General features: G+C 73.7%; 6 protein-coding genes. All 6 read left to right on the forward strand.

All coding sequences use genetic code 11. The annotated features are described in order from the left end of the window. The first annotated feature begins 128 nt into the window (after positions 1-128). The 6 genes from ACIBNE_RS15195 to ACIBNE_RS15220 all read left to right on the forward strand — a co-directional run bounded on the left by ACIBNE_RS15195 (position 129) and on the right by ACIBNE_RS15220 (position 16,366). Positions 129-644: a hypothetical protein gene (locus ACIBNE_RS15195; RefSeq protein WP_399271321.1), complete on the forward strand. Its 516-nt coding sequence runs from the start codon at positions 129-131 to the stop codon at positions 642-644. 238 nt (positions 645-882) lie between these two features. Then, on the forward strand, positions 883-3,180 hold the full coding sequence (locus ACIBNE_RS15200; protein WP_399271320.1) for a DEAD/DEAH box helicase: 2,298 nt from the start codon (positions 883-885) through the stop codon (positions 3,178-3,180). A gap of 181 nt (positions 3,181-3,361) precedes the next feature. Further along, a complete protein-coding gene (locus ACIBNE_RS15205) occupies positions 3,362-6,397 on the forward strand; it encodes an FG-GAP-like repeat-containing protein (RefSeq protein WP_399271319.1) in 3,036 nt (1,011 codons plus the stop codon). Between the two features lie 157 nt (positions 6,398-6,554). Next, positions 6,555-9,644: an FG-GAP-like repeat-containing protein gene (locus ACIBNE_RS15210; RefSeq protein WP_399271318.1), complete on the forward strand. Its 3,090-nt coding sequence runs from the start codon at positions 6,555-6,557 to the stop codon at positions 9,642-9,644. 316 nt (positions 9,645-9,960) lie between these two features. Next, positions 9,961-13,077, forward strand: coding sequence for an FG-GAP-like repeat-containing protein (locus ACIBNE_RS15215; RefSeq protein ID WP_399271317.1), 3,117 nt, complete (start codon positions 9,961-9,963; stop codon positions 13,075-13,077). A 124-nt stretch (positions 13,078-13,201) separates the two neighbouring features. Next, positions 13,202-16,366, forward strand: coding sequence for an FG-GAP repeat domain-containing protein (locus ACIBNE_RS15220; RefSeq protein ID WP_399271316.1), 3,165 nt, complete (start codon positions 13,202-13,204; stop codon positions 16,364-16,366). The last annotated feature ends 11 nt before the right edge of the window (positions 16,367-16,377 follow it).

A 16,377-nucleotide genomic window follows, 5' to 3' on the forward strand; every position in this document is an offset into this window, starting at 1 on the left:
GGCGGACAGCCACGGGGCACACAACGGGGCACACAAGGGCGCACCGTCCCCACCGCCCCCGTGTCCATGGCGGGGCGCGAGGAGTTGGGCACTGCGAATCCTGCTCCACGCGCCCCGGAGGTGCCGTCGTGCGCCAGATCACCGTCCCCCAGCGCCCCCTCCAGTGGGCCCTCACCGCACTCGCCCTCGCGGCGTCCGCGGGCTGCATGAGCGTGAGCGACGACGGGGCCAAGCCGGGGCCCTCCCCCTCGCCGACCACCGCCGGCCAGCGGGGTGATGTCACCGAGGCGGAGGGCGCGACCGACGTGCGTACCGGCGGACGTACCGTCTCCCGGCCCGGCGCCGCCGCCGTCGCCGACGGCAAGGCGCCCGCCGCCACGGCCGAGCCCAGCCCCGGCGCCTCCGGCGCGCCCGCCGCGACCAAGCCCCCGCGCGGCCCCTCCGCGCCCAGCTCCTCGCCGACCCGGGGCCTGCCCGGCGGGGGCCACGACCCCGAGCCGCCGCAGTCGACCCCCGAGCCGCCGCCCAGCGCCACCCCCGAGCCCCCGGAGCCGTCCCCCGAGCCGCCGCAGCCGACGCCGGAGCCGCCGACCGAGACCCCGCCGCAGCCCGGCCCGCCGGTCCCGCAGGGCGGCCACGAATAGGCACGCGGACAGGCCGGGGACGCCGTGGTGTGGGGAGCGGCACACTGAGGGGATTTGCGCCGAGTGGGGGGGAGTGCGTATGGTGGTAGATCGTTTGATCCCATTGCCCGGCGCCGACACAGAAGAGCGCCGTGTGGCGCGTACTCTCCCTAGCCGTGGCTGACCGCATCGAGGCGGTCGAATTGCGATTCACGGAGTTTGGGCGCGTGCCGAGACTCCGGAAGGTTTCGCATTTCGCATGTCCATTTCCAGTTCTGACCGCGCTGTCCTGCCCGAGAACGACGAGATCGTCGAGAACATCGACACCGTCGTCGCAGAGGCCCCCGAGGCCGCCCCGGCCGACGAGACCACCGTCGCGGACGCCGACGACATCGACGACGAGGCCCTTGAGGCCGACGCGGACGTCGACGACGCCGACGCCGAGCCCACCGTGACCTTCGCCGACCTCGGCCTCCCCGAGGGCGTCGTCCGCAAGCTCGCGCAGAACGGCGTCACCACCCCGTTCCCGATCCAGGCCGCGACCATCCCGGACGCCCTGGCCGGCAAGGACATCCTGGGCCGCGGCCGCACCGGCTCCGGCAAGACCCTCTCCTTCGGTCTGCCGACCCTGGCCCGCCTGGCCGACGGCCACACCGACAAGAAGAAGCCCCGCGCGGTCATCCTCACCCCGACCCGCGAGCTCGCGATGCAGGTCGCGGACGCCCTCCAGCCGTACGGCGACGTGCTCGGCCTGAAGATGAAGGTCGTCTGCGGCGGTACGTCGATGGGCAACCAGATCTACGCGCTGGAGCGCGGCGTCGACGTCCTCGTCGCCACCCCCGGCCGACTGCGCGACATCATCAACCGCGGCGCCTGCTCCCTGGAGAACGTCGAGGTCGCCGTCCTCGACGAGGCCGACCAGATGTCCGACCTGGGCTTCCTGCCCGAGGTCACCGAGCTGCTCGACCAGGTCCCCGAGGGCGGCCAGCGCATGCTGTTCTCCGCGACCATGGAGAACGAGATCGGCACCCTGGTCAAGCGCTACCTGTCGAACCCGGTCAGCCACGAGGTCGACAGCGCCCAGGGCAACGTCACGACCATGACGCACCACGTCCTCGTCGTGAAGCCGAAGGACAAGGCCCCGGTCACCGCCGCGATCGCCGCGCGCAAGGGCCGCACCATCATCTTCGTCCGCACCCAGCTGGGCGCCGACCGCATCGCCGAGCAGCTCATCGAGGCGGGCGTGAAGGCGGACGCGCTGCACGGCGGCATGACGCAGGGTGCGCGCACCCGCGTCCTCGCGGACTTCAAGGACGGCTACGTCAACGCGCTCGTCGCGACCGACGTCGCCGCCCGCGGCATCCACGTCGACGGCATCGACCTGGTCCTGAACGTGGACCCGGCCGGCGACCACAAGGACTACCTGCACCGTTCGGGCCGCACAGCCCGTGCGGGCAAGTCCGGCACGGTCGTCTCGCTGTCGCTGCCGCACCAGCGCCGCCAGATCTTCCGCCTGATGGAGGACGCGGGCGTCGACGCCACGCGCCACATCGTCCAGGGCGCGGGCGCGTTCGACCCGGAGGTCGCCGAGATCACCGGTGCGCGTTCGCTCACCGAGGTCCAGGCCGACTCCGCGAACAACGCCGCCAAGCAGGCCGAGCGCGAGGTCGCCGACCTGACCAAGCAGCTGGAGCGCATCCAGCGCCGTGCCGTCGAGCTCCGCGAGGAGGCCGACCGTCTGGTGGCGCGCGCCGCCCGTGAGCGCGGCGAGGACCCGGAGACCGCGGTCGCCGAGGTCGTGGAGGCCGCCGAGGCCGAGGTCGCGGCCGCCGCAGCGGCAGCCGAGGCCGCCGAGCAGCCGCGCCAGGCGCGCGACGAGCGGGGCAACTACGAGCGCCGTGACCGCCGTGACGACCGGGGTGGCGACCGTGGCGGCTTCCGTCGTGACGAGCGCGGTGGCGACCGTGGCGGCCGTCCGTTCGAGCGCCGTGACGACCGCGGTGGCGACCGTGGTGGTTTCCGTCGTGACGACGAGCGCGGTGGCCGTTCCTTCGAGCGCCGTGACGACCGTGGCGGTGACCGTGGTGGTTTCCGTCGTGACGAGCGCGGTGGCGACCGTGGCGGCCGTTCCTTCGAGCGTCGTGACGACCGGGGTGGCGACCGTGGCGGCTTCCGCCGCGACGAGCGCGGTGGCGACCGTGGCGGCCGTCCGTTCGAGCGTCGTGACGACCGCGGTGGTGACCGCGGTGGCCGTTCTTTCGAGCGTCGTGACGACCGCGGTGGTGACCGCGGTGGCCGTTCCTTCGAGCGTCGTGACGACCGGGGTGGCGACCGTGGCGGCTTCCGTCGCGACGACCGTCCCGCCGGTGGCTACCGCTCCGGTGGCGGCGACCGTCCGTTCAACCGCGACCGCCGCGACGACCGTCCCTCGGGCGGCTTCCGTTCCGGTGCGGGCGACCGTCCGTACGGCCGTCGCGACGACCACCGCGGTGGCGGCGCGAGCAGCGGTTCCTTCGGCCGCCGCGACGACAAGCCGCGCTGGAAGCGCAACGGCTGAGGCCGCGGCGCCCACTGACTGACCGGGCAGGGCCCGATCCCCTCGCAGGAGGGGGTCGGGCCCTGCCCGTTTCCGTTCAATTGCTGTGCGTATTCAATCGAGTTGATGAGATGTAAGTCTTGTTTGGTTCTGGATTTGGCTTGTTACAGTCACCCCACCATTGAGTGGGGGGATCCACACCTTGAGAAAGCAAGTACTCGTGCGTGCCGCCGTCGCCGTCGCGACGGGCGTGGCCGCACCTCTGACGGCTCTTGCCCCGGCCTCGTCGGCCGTCGCGGCGGAGCCGCCCTACCCGCTGACGATCCCGTCGCAGCAGCAGGCGACCCCGGGGGTCGTCAACGTGGTCGGCACCGGGACGACCGGCTACCTGTGGGGCGACGTCTCCGGCGGCTACTACTGGACGAAGTACGCCGACGGCGCCACGGAACGCCTTGAGCTGCCGTACGAGACGTCCACCGCCTGGATCGGCGGCTCGGACACCGTGATCTTCAGCGGCAACAGGGTCGTGCAGCGGAACATGGCCACCGGCCAGGAGCGCCTCATGGCGGGCAGCCGGGTCGACGGCGTCGCCGGGGAAGTGGCGTACTTCGCGCGGAACTCGTCGAGCAGCTCGTCCGCCGGCATCGAATTCTTCGAGGCGGGCAGCCGCGGGCCGGTGTCCGTGCCGTCCGGCGCGAGCGAGACCAGGGTCTGGAGCGTCAACAGGACCGACCGCGTCGCCGCCGCGTACAAGCAGGGCGACGCGTGGACGTACGGCTGGGCGACCCGCGGCGGCACGTTCGGCGGCACCGTGTACGGCGACGCGTCGGGCCGCCCGTACCCCATCAAGTCCAGCGGCGACTACGTCGCGCAGTGGACCCCTGAGGGCGGCGGCACGCTCTTCGTCACCACCTTCGGCCTCAATCCGGGCATCCAGCGCCACGCGCTCCCCGGGTACGCCACGGGGCACCTCCTCGGGCTCGCCGGCAACTACGCCGTGATCGCCCGTGGGCCGGCGGCGGGCAGCGCCGATCCGACCGCGTTCGACCACAAGGTCGTCCTCGTCCCGCTGGCGGGCGGCAACGAGATCACCCTGTTCGACAAGGCGGCGGGCACCGCCGAGACCAGGCCGACCGACAAGGGCGTCCTGGTCGTCCGGCAGGGTGGCGCCACGGGCCTGGAGACCGTCGCGGTCGTCCCGTCCGGCAACGGGTACACCGTCAAGCCGGTCGCCACCGCGCCCCTCGTCAGGCCGACGGTGCACGCCCTCACCTTCGCGCAGGGCCACCTCGACCTGTCCGAGCGGGTGCAGGGCGCCCCGCTCACCAAGGTCTGGCTGCGCGGCATCGACGTCTCGGCCACCGTGCCGCCCACCGCCGGTCCCCGTACGGAGCGCGGCTTCGGAGCCTGGGCCGCCGAGTACCTGGCCACGGGCGACGGGCGCCTCGTCCACAAGACGGACGACGGGCTGCGCGTCGTCGAACAGGGCGGCACGCTGCCCGGCAGGCTCGCGGTCGAGTCCTCCGCGTACGCGTACAACAGCGACGTGCAGGTCTCGGGGCGGTACGCGCTCGTGCGGAACTACACCGAGGACGGCCAGAAGCTCTTCGTCTTCGACATCGACACCGGCAAGCCGGTCCACACGGGCCCCGTCGTCCAGGTCCCCGTCGCCCGCGACTACGCCCTGTTCGGCCCCACCCTGTGGACCGAGAGCGCGCCCGGCAAGGTGGACGCGGTCGACGTGCGCACGGGCAGGGCGCTGCGCAGCGTCACCCTCGCGGACTGCGACATCAACCAGCTCCAGGCCAACTCCACCGGCCTGTACTGGTCGTGCGGCGCCAAGGCGGGCGCGTACGACCTGACGACCGAGCAGAACACCCCGCTTCCCTGGCACGAGCCCGGTTACGCCAAGCTCGGTGACGGGTACGTCGCCTGGCTGAAGGACGGCGAACTCAACCTCACGGACTTCCGGGGCACGGACGGCACCCGTTCGCTGGGCCATCCGAACCAGGACATCCAGCCGTACGGCACCTGGGACGTCGATCCGTACGGTTCCTCGGTCGCCCTCGCGCTGGGCGACCAGTCCGTCCGCGTCGTTCCTTCCGGCGTACCGGCCTCCCCGCTGGCCGCGCTCGACGAAGAGGTGCCGACAGCCGTCGACCTCGCGTCCGGTGCGTCCTGGAAGGCGCGCTGGTGGACGTCGAAGCAGGTCGGCTCCTGGAAGCTGGAGTTCAAGAACAAGGCGAGCGGCGCGGTCGTCCGCACCCTCACCGGCACCGATGCGCGCGGGCTGCTCGCGCCGGTCTGGGACGGCAAGGGCGCCAACGGCAAGAAGGCGCTCAACGGCGCGTACGCCTGGACCCTGACGGCGACCCCGGCGGACGGGCAGGGCGCGGCCCTGGTCCGGCAGGGCGCGATCGCGCTGAGCGGCGGCGCCGACCCGGCTGCCCAGTGGCGCGACCACGGGCGGCTCGGCGGCGGGAAGCCGGACGGGGCCAGGGACCTGCTGACGCTGACCTCGGCGGGCAAGGCGCAGTTCCACTACGGCGACGGCAAGGGCGCGTTCGCGGCCGGTGCGGCCGGCGGCGGCTCCTGGGCGGCGGGCACGGTCATGGTGCCGTTCGCCGACATGAACGACGACGGCTGCAACGACGTGCTCGTCCGGCTCCCCGCGGGCCAGCTGCGCGTCCACTACCCGGCGTGCGGCGCGTCCCTGTCGGCGAGCGGCGCGTACAAGGTGCTGGGCGCGGCGTGGGGCGGGTTCGACCTGCTGACCTCGCCCGGCGACCTGACCGGCGACGGCCGCCCCGACCTGCTGGCGCGGCAGAGGGCGACCGGTGACGTCTACCGGTACTCCGACAACGGCAGGGGCGGGCTGACCGCCGCGGTGAAGGTCGGCGCCGCGTGGAAGGGCCACCGGGCGGTCTTCGGCTCGGGCGACCTGACGGGCGACGGCGTCGCGGACGTCCTGGCCGTGGACAACGCGAACAACCTGTGGCGGTACGACGGCAGGGCGGGCGGCTCGCTGAAGGCGCCCGTGAAGGTCTTCGCCGCGAACTGGGGCGCGGGCCGCAACGTCTTCCTCGGCGTCGGTGACGTCACCGGGGACGGCAAGGCGGACCTGGTCTCCCGCAAGACGACGGGCGAGCTGCTGCGCAACAACGGCAACGGCAGGGGGTCGTTCGGCGGCACGGTGAAGCTGGCGGGCGGCTGGCAGGCGTACCGGGGCCTGTTCTAGGACGCGCGCACGGTCCGGACGCCCGGACCCGGCCTTCCCGGCCGGGTCCGGGCGTTTTTCGCACCTTCGACCGATGTTAAAGTGCAAGTAAAATTGCGGGGAGTGTGCACCACAGGGGACCTGCCGGCAGTTCCGTACAGCTCCCGGGAGAGACCCCTTGATACGCCACCGCTCCGCGCTGCGCCGCGCCGCCGCCACCGCCGTCGTGCTCTCGGTGGGCGCCGGACTCTGCGCGGTCACCGCGCCCGCCGCGCTCGCCGACCCCGCCGCTCCCGACTCCGCCGCTCCCGGCGCCTCCGCGGACGGCGGCGCCGTCGTTCCGGCCGGTACCCGCTTCCTGCCGCGCGCCGACCGGGTCACCGAGGCCACGCGCGACGGCTACCTGCACCGCCAGGAGGGGCGCGGGGGCCTGCTGTGGACCGATTACGCGTCCGGGGAGACCAAGCAGGCGGTGGACGACCACTCGCGCGGTCACGACGGGCTGCGGGCGAGCGAGAAGGTCACCAAGGACGCCGACGGCGCCGTGGTCTCCAGGACCGTGACGATCACCGAACTGGTCACCGGCAAGGCCACCGAGGTGCCGCTGCCCGACGGCCACCGCTGGGCCTCGCTGGTCTTCACGGCCGACGAGGTGCTGGCGTACCGCGTGGTGGACGGCCTGCTCACCGCTCCCGTCATGGTCGACGCGCAGGGCACCGCCCGGCCCGTCACCGGCATTCCGCAGGGCGTCGCGTTCGCCCGTACGCTGCCGGAGGCCCAGGACGGCAGGGGCGCCGTGCTGACGCTGGGCCGTACCGCCGAGAACGGCGGTACGACGGCGGGGCTGCTCGATTTCGCGACCGGACGGGTCACCGAACTGCCGAGGGGCTTCGCGAGCACGATCGTGGTCATGGGCGAGCGCCATGTGCTGAGGGCCGTGGGCGGCCACTCCTCCGTCCTGACGATCGACCGCGCCGACCCGACCGCCGCTCCCGTGAGCACCCCGCTGCCCGAACCGTCCGGACCCGAGATGGCGCACGGGAAGTACGGGTCGGTGGGCGACTGGATCCTGGTCGCCAAGGCGCAGAGCGCGCCCGCGAAACAGTACCGCGCGGGCGGCCGTCTGCTGGCCGTGCCCGTGGGCGGCGGCGAGCCCCGCGAACTGCTGCGCCACGCGCACGAGGCGCTCGCGCAGACCGCGGACGGCCGCGCGCTGGTCACGGGCGGCACGGGCGCGAACGACTGGGCGGTGCGCGAGGTGAAGGCGGCGCCCGGCGGGGTGCCCGAACTCACCACCGTACGGAAGGTCGAACCGGTCGTCGCGAAGATCGAGGCGCTGGCGCTGGGCGGCGGACGGCTCAGCTTCCTCAGCGCGGCGGACGCCGCGCCGGACACCGGCCTGTACGAGCAGGACTTCACGCCCGGCGGCGCGCTGTCCGGCTCCCCGGTCCTCAAGTACGCGCTCTTCAACGACCGCGCGACGGGTCTGCGCGCGCTGGGCGACGGCTCGTCCGCGTACTCCAACGGATCCGCGGTCGTCGCCCCGATCAGCCGCAACGGACTGCGGATGCTGGACGCGCCCGGCGAGCTGATCGACGCCACCGGCCGCTACACCGTTTCGAACGGCCCCGACGGCAAGCAGCGCATCGGTGACATGAAGTACTACGGCATCGAGCTGACGCGCGCGGCGAGCGCCGCGTCGGTGTGGGGCGCCACGCTGTGGAAGCCGGGCGCGAAGGCGGGGACGGTGAGCTGGACGAACCTCGCGACGAAGAAGAACTCCGTCGACTTCCCGCTCGGCTCGGGCTGCGCGCCCAGCGAACTCCAGGCCGTGGGCCGCTGGATCTACTGGGCCTGCGGCGCGGGCGGCAAGGCGGGCGTGTGGGACCAGAAGACCCGCACGTCGACCGCAGTGCCGTCCGGTGAGGCGCTGCTGGGCGACGGCTTCCTCGTACGGAACGACAGTGCGGCGGGCAAGCTGATGCTCACCGACTTCCACACGGGTACGGGCCCCGCGAAGACGTCGGCGTTCGCCGAGGTCCCGGCGGGCGCCGGGCGCGGCACGGGCTGGACCGTCGACAAGTTCGGCGGGGGCGTCGCGTACGTGGACGCGCAGCAGCGCGTCCACGTGCGGCCCGTGACCGTGCCGCGCTCCTCGATCGGCCCGGTGGAGTCGGACGCGGACATCTGGGTCGCGGCGAACTCCCCGCGGGACGACGAGAACACCTGGAACGGCAGCTGGCTGCTGAGCCGCCCGGCGGCGCGCTGGAGCGTCACGGTCAAGGACGCGGCGGGCCGCACGGTGCGGACGCTGTCGGGGGCGTCCGCGACGCCCGACGGCGCCCGGATCAAGGCGAGCTGGGACGTGAAGGACGCCGGGGGCAAGCGGGCGGCCGGCGGGACGCACAGCTGGACGCTGAGCGTCGACCCGGGCGACGGCACGGGGGCGCGCACGGCGGGCTCCGGGAAGTTCACGGTGACCGGCGGCGCCACGCCGTACCGCGACCTCGACGGGAACGGCGTTCCCGAGCTGATCGCCAAGCGCGGCGCGGAGCTCACCTCGCACGAGGAAATCACGGACAGGACCGGGACCTCGGGCCGCGTGGTCACCGGTTCCGGCGGCTGGGCGGGCGTCACCGCGGTCGTGCCGTTCGGCGACCTGGACGGCGACGGCTGCAACGACCTCGTCGTACGGGACACGAAGGGCGAACTGTCCGCCGTCTCCGGCAAGTGCGTGGGCCTGCCGTCCGCGAAGGCGCCGCGCGTGCGGATCGGCGCGGGCTTCAACTCCTTCGACGTGCTGACCACGGCGGGGGACATGACGGGGGACGGGCTGCCGGACCTGGTGGCGCGGCAGCGGGCGACCGGTGACGTGTACCTGTACGCGACCACCGCGACGGGCCGCCTGAAGCCCGGGGTCAAGATCGCCTCGAAGTGGACGGGCTACCGCGCGGTGATCGGCGCGGGCGACCTGAACGGCGACGGCGTCGGCGACCTGCTCGCGGTCGACAGGGCGAACTCGCTGTGGCGGTTCGACGGCACGAAGAGCGGCGCGCTGAAGCCCGGAGCGCTGGTGTACGGCAAGAACTGGGGCGTGAACCGCGCGGAGTTCGTCGGCGTCGGGGACGTGACCGGGGACGGCAGGGCGGACCTGATCTCCCGCCGCCCGACCGGCGAGCTGCTGCGCAACGCGGGCGACGGCAAGGGGTCGTTCGGCGGGACGGTGCAGGTCGGGGCCGGGTGGCAGCAGTACGGCAGCATCCACTGAGCCGTACGGACGGGCTCGTGCCGCTCTGTACGGACGGGCTCGTGCCGCTCTGTACGGACGGGCTTGTGCCGCTCTGTACGGACGGGCTCGTGCCGCTTCGTACGGACGGTCGTACGGAGCGGTGCCGTCCGGGACGTACGGCACAGTGATTTGAACAGGTTCGAAAACCCCTTCCGTTGCCCATGAGGCGGCTGTTACGCTCCGCCCACTTGTGGTGGGGGCACGGCAAGGGGGGGGCCGGACCGGGCGCGTCACGCCCGAAGCGCGGCCGTCGAGCCCTCCCACGCCTTTACGGGCACCTGGGGAGGGGCTCCTTTTGAACCGTCATGCGCTGCTGCGTGCCGGCGTTTCCACCGTGCTGGCCGTGGCGTTCGCCGCCGGTCTCGGCCCGACGGGCGGCCCGGCCGCACTCGCCGCGCCCGGGGAGACCGCCGCACCGGGAACCGGTCCGTCCGCCGCACCCGCCGAGGTCGTGGTTCCCGAGACGCTGCGGCCCTCGGCCAGGGCCGCCGAACTCGCGTACCCCGGAAGGTCGGGCCCCGGAGACGGCGCGGGCGCGCTGGGCGTGTTCCACACCGAGGAGGGGCTGGCAGGTCGCCAGTGGACGCGGTACGCGGACGGCAGGTCCTTCCCCGTCGCCGCGCCGGGACCCGGCGTCAAGGTCGAGCCGACGGGCAGCGACGTGCTCGCACACGTCGGGAACGGCCGGGTCGAACTGCGCGACGCGGCCACCGGCACCACCAGGGTGGTCACGCTCCCGGAGGGGGCGCGGTACGCGGGCACGTACGGATCGACCGTCGTCGCGCACGTCACGTCGGCCGACGGCGCCCGCTCCGTCAAACACCTGCTCACCCCGCAGGCCGACGGCACGACCCGTGACGCGACGCTGAACGGGCTGCCCGAGGGCGCGACGACCGGCGAGCCCGTCACGGCCGACTCCGGTGCGATCGTCTTCATCGGGCGGCTGGACGGCACGCGCCGGATGTTCGTGGTGGACGCGGAGACGGGACGCTTCGAAGGGGTCACCGCGCCGCTCACCGACGACTACCGGTTCGCCATGCTCTCGCCCACGTACCTCGTGGCGTACGGCCTGGACAACGCCACCCTGACGGTGTCGCCCCGCGCCGACCTCTCGGCGAAGCCGTCCACGGTGACCATGAGCGCCCCTGGCCCGTCGAAGCCGACGCACCAACTGGCGCTGGTGGGCGACTCGCTGGTGCGCCAGATCGTCCACGAGTGGGACACGCGCCTCCAGGTCGTGCCGCTCGACGGCGGCCCCCGGACGCTGCTGCCCGGCCGGAGCGCCGCCGGTGCGCTGGCGGCGGCCCCCGGCGGCACCGCCGTCACCGTCGGCGGCACGTCCCCCGCCGACTGGGGCATCCGCCGCATCGCCCCCGACGCGACGGGCAGGCCCGTCGTCACGCAGATCAAGCGGCTGCCGCCGGTCTCCGCCCGGATCGACGGACTCGCGCTCTCCGACGGCTTCCTCGCCGTCACCGACGACAGCGCACCGACAGGGCGGCGGCTCGACTACGTCCGCCCCCTTGCCGCCGCGGGAACGCCGGTCCCCGGCCCGCGCGAGGCGCTCTGGTCGCTCCACATGGGCCCGACGGACTGCGCGGCGGCCGACCACGAGTGCCGCTCGCTGCGCGGCGCGGGCGGCGGCGGGTTCGTCCGCGAGGACCCGCTGGGCGACGGGACCGGCCGGCTCTGGTCGGGCAGGGGCGAGTACCACGACTCCCTCACCACGCCCGAGTACGGCGCCGTCACCTCGGCCGCGGGGCACTACGCCCTCCACGCCGGGGCGAAGACGGGCGCGCAGACCGTCTACGACACGTTCCGCAGCGTGCCCGTCCTGCAACGGCCGGGCACGGCGGCCTCGCTCTGGGACGGGAAGCTGTGGGCCCCGGGCACCGGCGCGGGCAGCGTCACCGCGCTCGACCTCGCCACCAAGAGGGTCACCGAGACCGTCGCCACGGGCTCGGGCTGCGTCCCCGCCGAACTCCAGACGGTCGGCCGCTGGATCTACTGGAACTGCGCCGACGGCGGCCCGGCCGGGGTCTACGACCGTACGGCGAAGAAGTCCGTGCCCGTCCCTCCGGGCGAGGCACTGCTCGGCGACGGCTTCGTGGTCACGCACGACAAGGGCGCGGGGAAGCTCGTCCTGACCGGTGTGGCGACCGGCTCGGCCGAGAGCCGCACGATCGGCGACCTGCCCGACACCGGGGCACCGCAGCGCCACGTGCGCTGGAGCGTGGACCGGTTCGGCGGACACGTCGCGTACGCGGACGCACAGGAGCGGGTGCACGTGGTGCCCTCCGGCGTCCCCGCGCAGCCGCTGACCCTGACCGACGAGTCCCCCGCCGTCTCGGCCAACCTCGTCGTCCCGGTGGACGCGGTGCTGTCCAAGCCCGCCGCCCGCTGGACGCTCGCCTTCAAGGACGCGATCACCGGCAGGGCGGTGCGGACGCTGACCGGCGGGGAGACCCGCGGCAGGCTCACGCCGGTGTGGGACGCCAAGGACGCGAAGGGCAACCAGGCCGTCAAGGGCTCGTACGACTGGACCCTGACGGTCCTCCCCGCCGACGGGCAGGGCGCGCCGCTCGTGCGCGGCGGCCGGCTCAAGGTGGCGGGCACGGCGCCCTGGCGGGACTTCTCCGGCCCGAACGACGGGGTCGGCGACCTGCTGACGCTCGACGGCCCCGGCGGCGCCGCCGGGACGCGGGAGCTGAAGGTCCACCGGGGCAACGGCCGCGGCGGCATCGTGGTCGACAGCAGCTACCTGGCCAGCACCTACGAAGCGGTGGTGCCCTTCAGCGACCTGAACGGCGACACCTGCAACGACGCGCTGTTGCGCCGTCCCGGCGGCAAGCTCACCTCCCTCACGCTCAACTGCCACGGCGGGTTCGTGTTCAACGGCTCCGAGGAGCGACAGCTCGGCACCGGCTGGAACCAGTACGACGTCCTGATGTCGCCCGGCGACCTGACCGGCGACGGCCGTGCGGACCTGGTGGCCAGGCAGCGCACGACCGGCGACCTGTACCTGTTCGCCAACAACGCCGCGGGCGGCCTCAAGGCGCGCGGGAAGATCGGCGCCAAGTGGACCGGCTACCGCGCGGTGTTCGGCGCGGGCGACGTGACGGGCGACGGCGTCGCGGACGTGTACGCGGTGGACAGGGCCGACAACCTCTGGCGGTACGCCGGTGCGGCCTCCGGCTCGCTGAAGCCGCGCGTCCTGGTGGCAGGCGGCGGCTGGGCCAAGGGCCGCAACGCCTTCGTCGGCGCGGGCGACCTCAACAAGGACGGCGTTCCCGACCTGGTCTCCCGCAACGCCGCGGGTCACCTGCTGCGCAACTACGTGACCGGGGCGGGTGCCCTGCGCCCGACCGTACGGATCGGCGCGGGCTGGCAGAAGTACCGCTCCGTTTCCTGACGCCTGACTCCTGCGTCCTGACCGGCGCCCACCGCACCCTCCGGTCCGGCGCCCCACCACACCACCCCACCCTCCGGTCCGACGAAACGAAGCCTCGGTCCGACGAAACGGAATGACACACAGCATGAGAACGCCGAGCACGAGACGCCCGCACCGGAGGATCCGGCTGACGGCCACCGCCGTCGCACTCGCCGCGAGCGGCGCCCCGTTCCTGGCCGCCCCCGGCACGGCCGTCGCGGCGGACACGGGAACGAAGACCACGGTGTCCGCCGCACCCGCCGCCGCCTCCGCCGCCTCCTCTCCCTCCTCCGCGCCCGCCTCCTCCGCGTCCGCCTCCGCCGCACCCGAAGAGGTCGTGATCCCGGCGGAAGCCCGCCGCGCGCCCCGCTCCGTGCACCTGTCGGACGCGGGAAGCACCGGATACGTATCCAGGCAGGAGGGCAGCGACAAGTACTTCTGGACGGACTCCGCCACCGGCGAGACCCGGCCGACGACGCGCCCGGACCGGAACTTGGACCACTCGGGTCTCCGCGTCACGGAGACCTACGGCGAGAGCGGCTACCGGGCGAGCATCCGCTCCCTCGCCACCGGAGCCGTCACGGAGTTCGACTTCCAGGCGGACGACATGGCCGTCGTGTACACCGCGGACACCGTGACGGTGGCCAGGGTGCCGGACACGGGGATCACCGGACTGAGCATCCTGCGCAAGACGGGCGACACGGTCGTGGAGACCCCGGTCACGGGCTTCCCCGCCGGGGCGGAACGCGTCTGGCCGACCCACCTCCAGGACCTCGAAGGGGCGTTCCTCGACTTCCACCTGGAGGGCGAGGCGCGCCAGCGCTTCTACCTGGACTACGCCACGGGGAAGCTGCGCCCCGTGTCCAACGCACGGTTCTCGGACATCAGGTCCATGGGCGACGAGCACCTGGTGCTGTGGGCCGAGAACGACGAGGGCGGGGTCGTCCGGACGGTGCCGCGCGACGACCCGTCGGCGACGCCGACGCGGACGCCGCTGCCCGCCCAGACCCCGGGCGAGCGCCCGTTCACCGTGGCCGTGGCCGTCGGCGACCGGATCGTGTTCCGCAAGCTCATCGACCCGGGCTGGGAGGGGACCAGGGCGGGCTACAAGCTCCAGTCGGTGCCGGTCGGCGGCGGCGAGGCGCGCGAACTGCTGCCGCAGGCCTCCGAGGAGCTGATCCCCGCGCCCGGCGGCGCCATGGCGGTCGGCGGCACCAAGGCGAGCGACTGGGCCGTGCGGCGGATCACCACCGGGCCGGACGGGGAGCCGGTCCTCACCCGGTTGCAGACGGTCGCCCCGATCCCGACGAAGGTCCAGGAACTGGCGCTGGGCGCCGGTCGCCTCCACTACGTCGCCGACTCGGAGGGCTCTTCCACCAGGGCCCTGTACGAGCGGGACACCGCGCTGTCCGGCACGCCCGTACCGGGCGAGCGACGGGTGCGCAGCTACTACGGCAACTCCTACGGCGGCCTGCGCTCCTTGGGCGACGGGCTGGTGGCGCACGGCACGGACTGGGGCGTGAGCGCGCCCCTCTCCACCTCCACCGCCAAGACCGTCCACCTCGGCGGACCGGGCAGCCTCGTCGCGGGGACGGGCCGCTACACGGTCACCAACAGCGACGACGGCCGTCAGTACGTCGCCGACTTCGAGCAGCACGGCGAGACCGGCGTCGTCCTCACCCGCTCGCAGACCGCGGCGGCGCTCTGGGGCCCGCTCCTGTGGAAGCCCGGCAGGACGTCCGGGACGGTGAGCTGGACGAACCTCGCGACGAAGAAGAACTCCGCCGACTTCCCGCTCGGCTCCGGCTGCTCCCCCACCGAACTCCAGGTGGTGGGCCGCTGGGTCTACTGGGTGTGCGGCACGTCGAAGGCCGGAGTCTGGGACAGCAAGACCCGCGTGTCGAAGGCGGTCCCCAGGAACGGCGAGGTGCTGCTGGGCGACGGCTATCTCGTACGGAACGACAAGACGCTGAACAAGCTGGTGCTCACCGACTTCCACGAGGGCGGCGACGCGCCCGTGACGACGCGCGTGTTCTCCGACGCCCCGCCGTCGGACTCCGCGGGGCGCGGCATCGGCTGGACCGTCGACAGGTTCGGCGGCCACGTCGCGTACACCGACGCGCAGCAGCGCATCCACATCAAGCCGGTGACCGTCCCGCGCTCGGCGGTGGGCGTCGTGGACGCGCGGGTCGACGGCGCGGCCGACTTCGGCGGCCGCGGGGGCGGGCAGGCCGCCTGGGCGCCGGAGTGGCTGCTGTCGCGGCCCGTGGCGCGCTGGAGCCTCGCCCTGAAGGAGCAGCGCACGGGCAGGACCGTCCGTACCGTCTCCGGCACGGTCACCACCCCTGAGGGGGCCGTGCTGAAGGCGGGCTGGGACGGCAAGGACGCCGACGGGAAGCCGGTCGTCAACGGCCCGTACGCCTGGACGCTGAGCGCGGACGCGGGCGACGGCGCGGGGACGCGCGCGGTGACCTCCGGTGTGGTGCGGGCGCAGGGCGGCACCGCGCCGTTCCGGGACCACGACGGCGACGGCGAGCCCGAGCTGCTGACGCGGCGGCAGGGCGAGCTCAGCGCCCACCAGGGGCCCGGCATGAACCGCGGCATCCCCTCCGCCGGCTGGTCGGGCGTCAACCACGTCGTCGCGCTCGGCGACGTGGACCGCGACGGCGCCAACGACCTGCTGGTGCGCACCACGGCGGGCGACCTCTACCGCTACGCCGAGGGCCGCGGCCTGCCGCGTCCGGGCGGCGCCCGGGTCAGGATCGGCCGCGGCTTCAGCGCCTTCGACGTCCTGACCGCCCCCGGCGACATGACGGGCGACGGCCGCCCGGACCTGGTGGCCCGCCAGCGCACGACCGGTGACGTCTACCTCTACGCGACGACGGCGACGGGCGGCCTGCGGCCCGGGGTCAAGATCGGCTCGAAGTGGACGGGCTTCCGCGCGGTGATCGGCGCGGGCGACCTGAACGGCGACGGCGTCGGTGACCTGCTCGCGGTCGACAAGGCCGACAACCTCTGGCGCTACGAGGGCCGCACCCGCGCGGACGGCTCCGCCACGGTCAGGCCCGGCGTCCTGGCCCACGGCGCGAAGTGGGCCGCGAACCGCAACGCCTTCGTCGGCGTCGGCGACCTGGACGCGAACGGCACCAACGACCTGCTGACCCGCGACACCAGCGGCCGCCTGCTGCGCAACCTCGGCACGGGCCGGGGAACGTTCGGCGCGACGGCGGTGCTCGGCACGGGCTGGCAGCCGTACGAGGGCCTGTACTAGCCCCGCCCCGC

The sequence above is a fragment of the Streptomyces sp. NPDC050504 genome (genome assembly GCF_044458065.1).
Classification (GTDB): domain Bacteria; phylum Actinomycetota; class Actinomycetes; order Streptomycetales; family Streptomycetaceae; genus Streptomyces.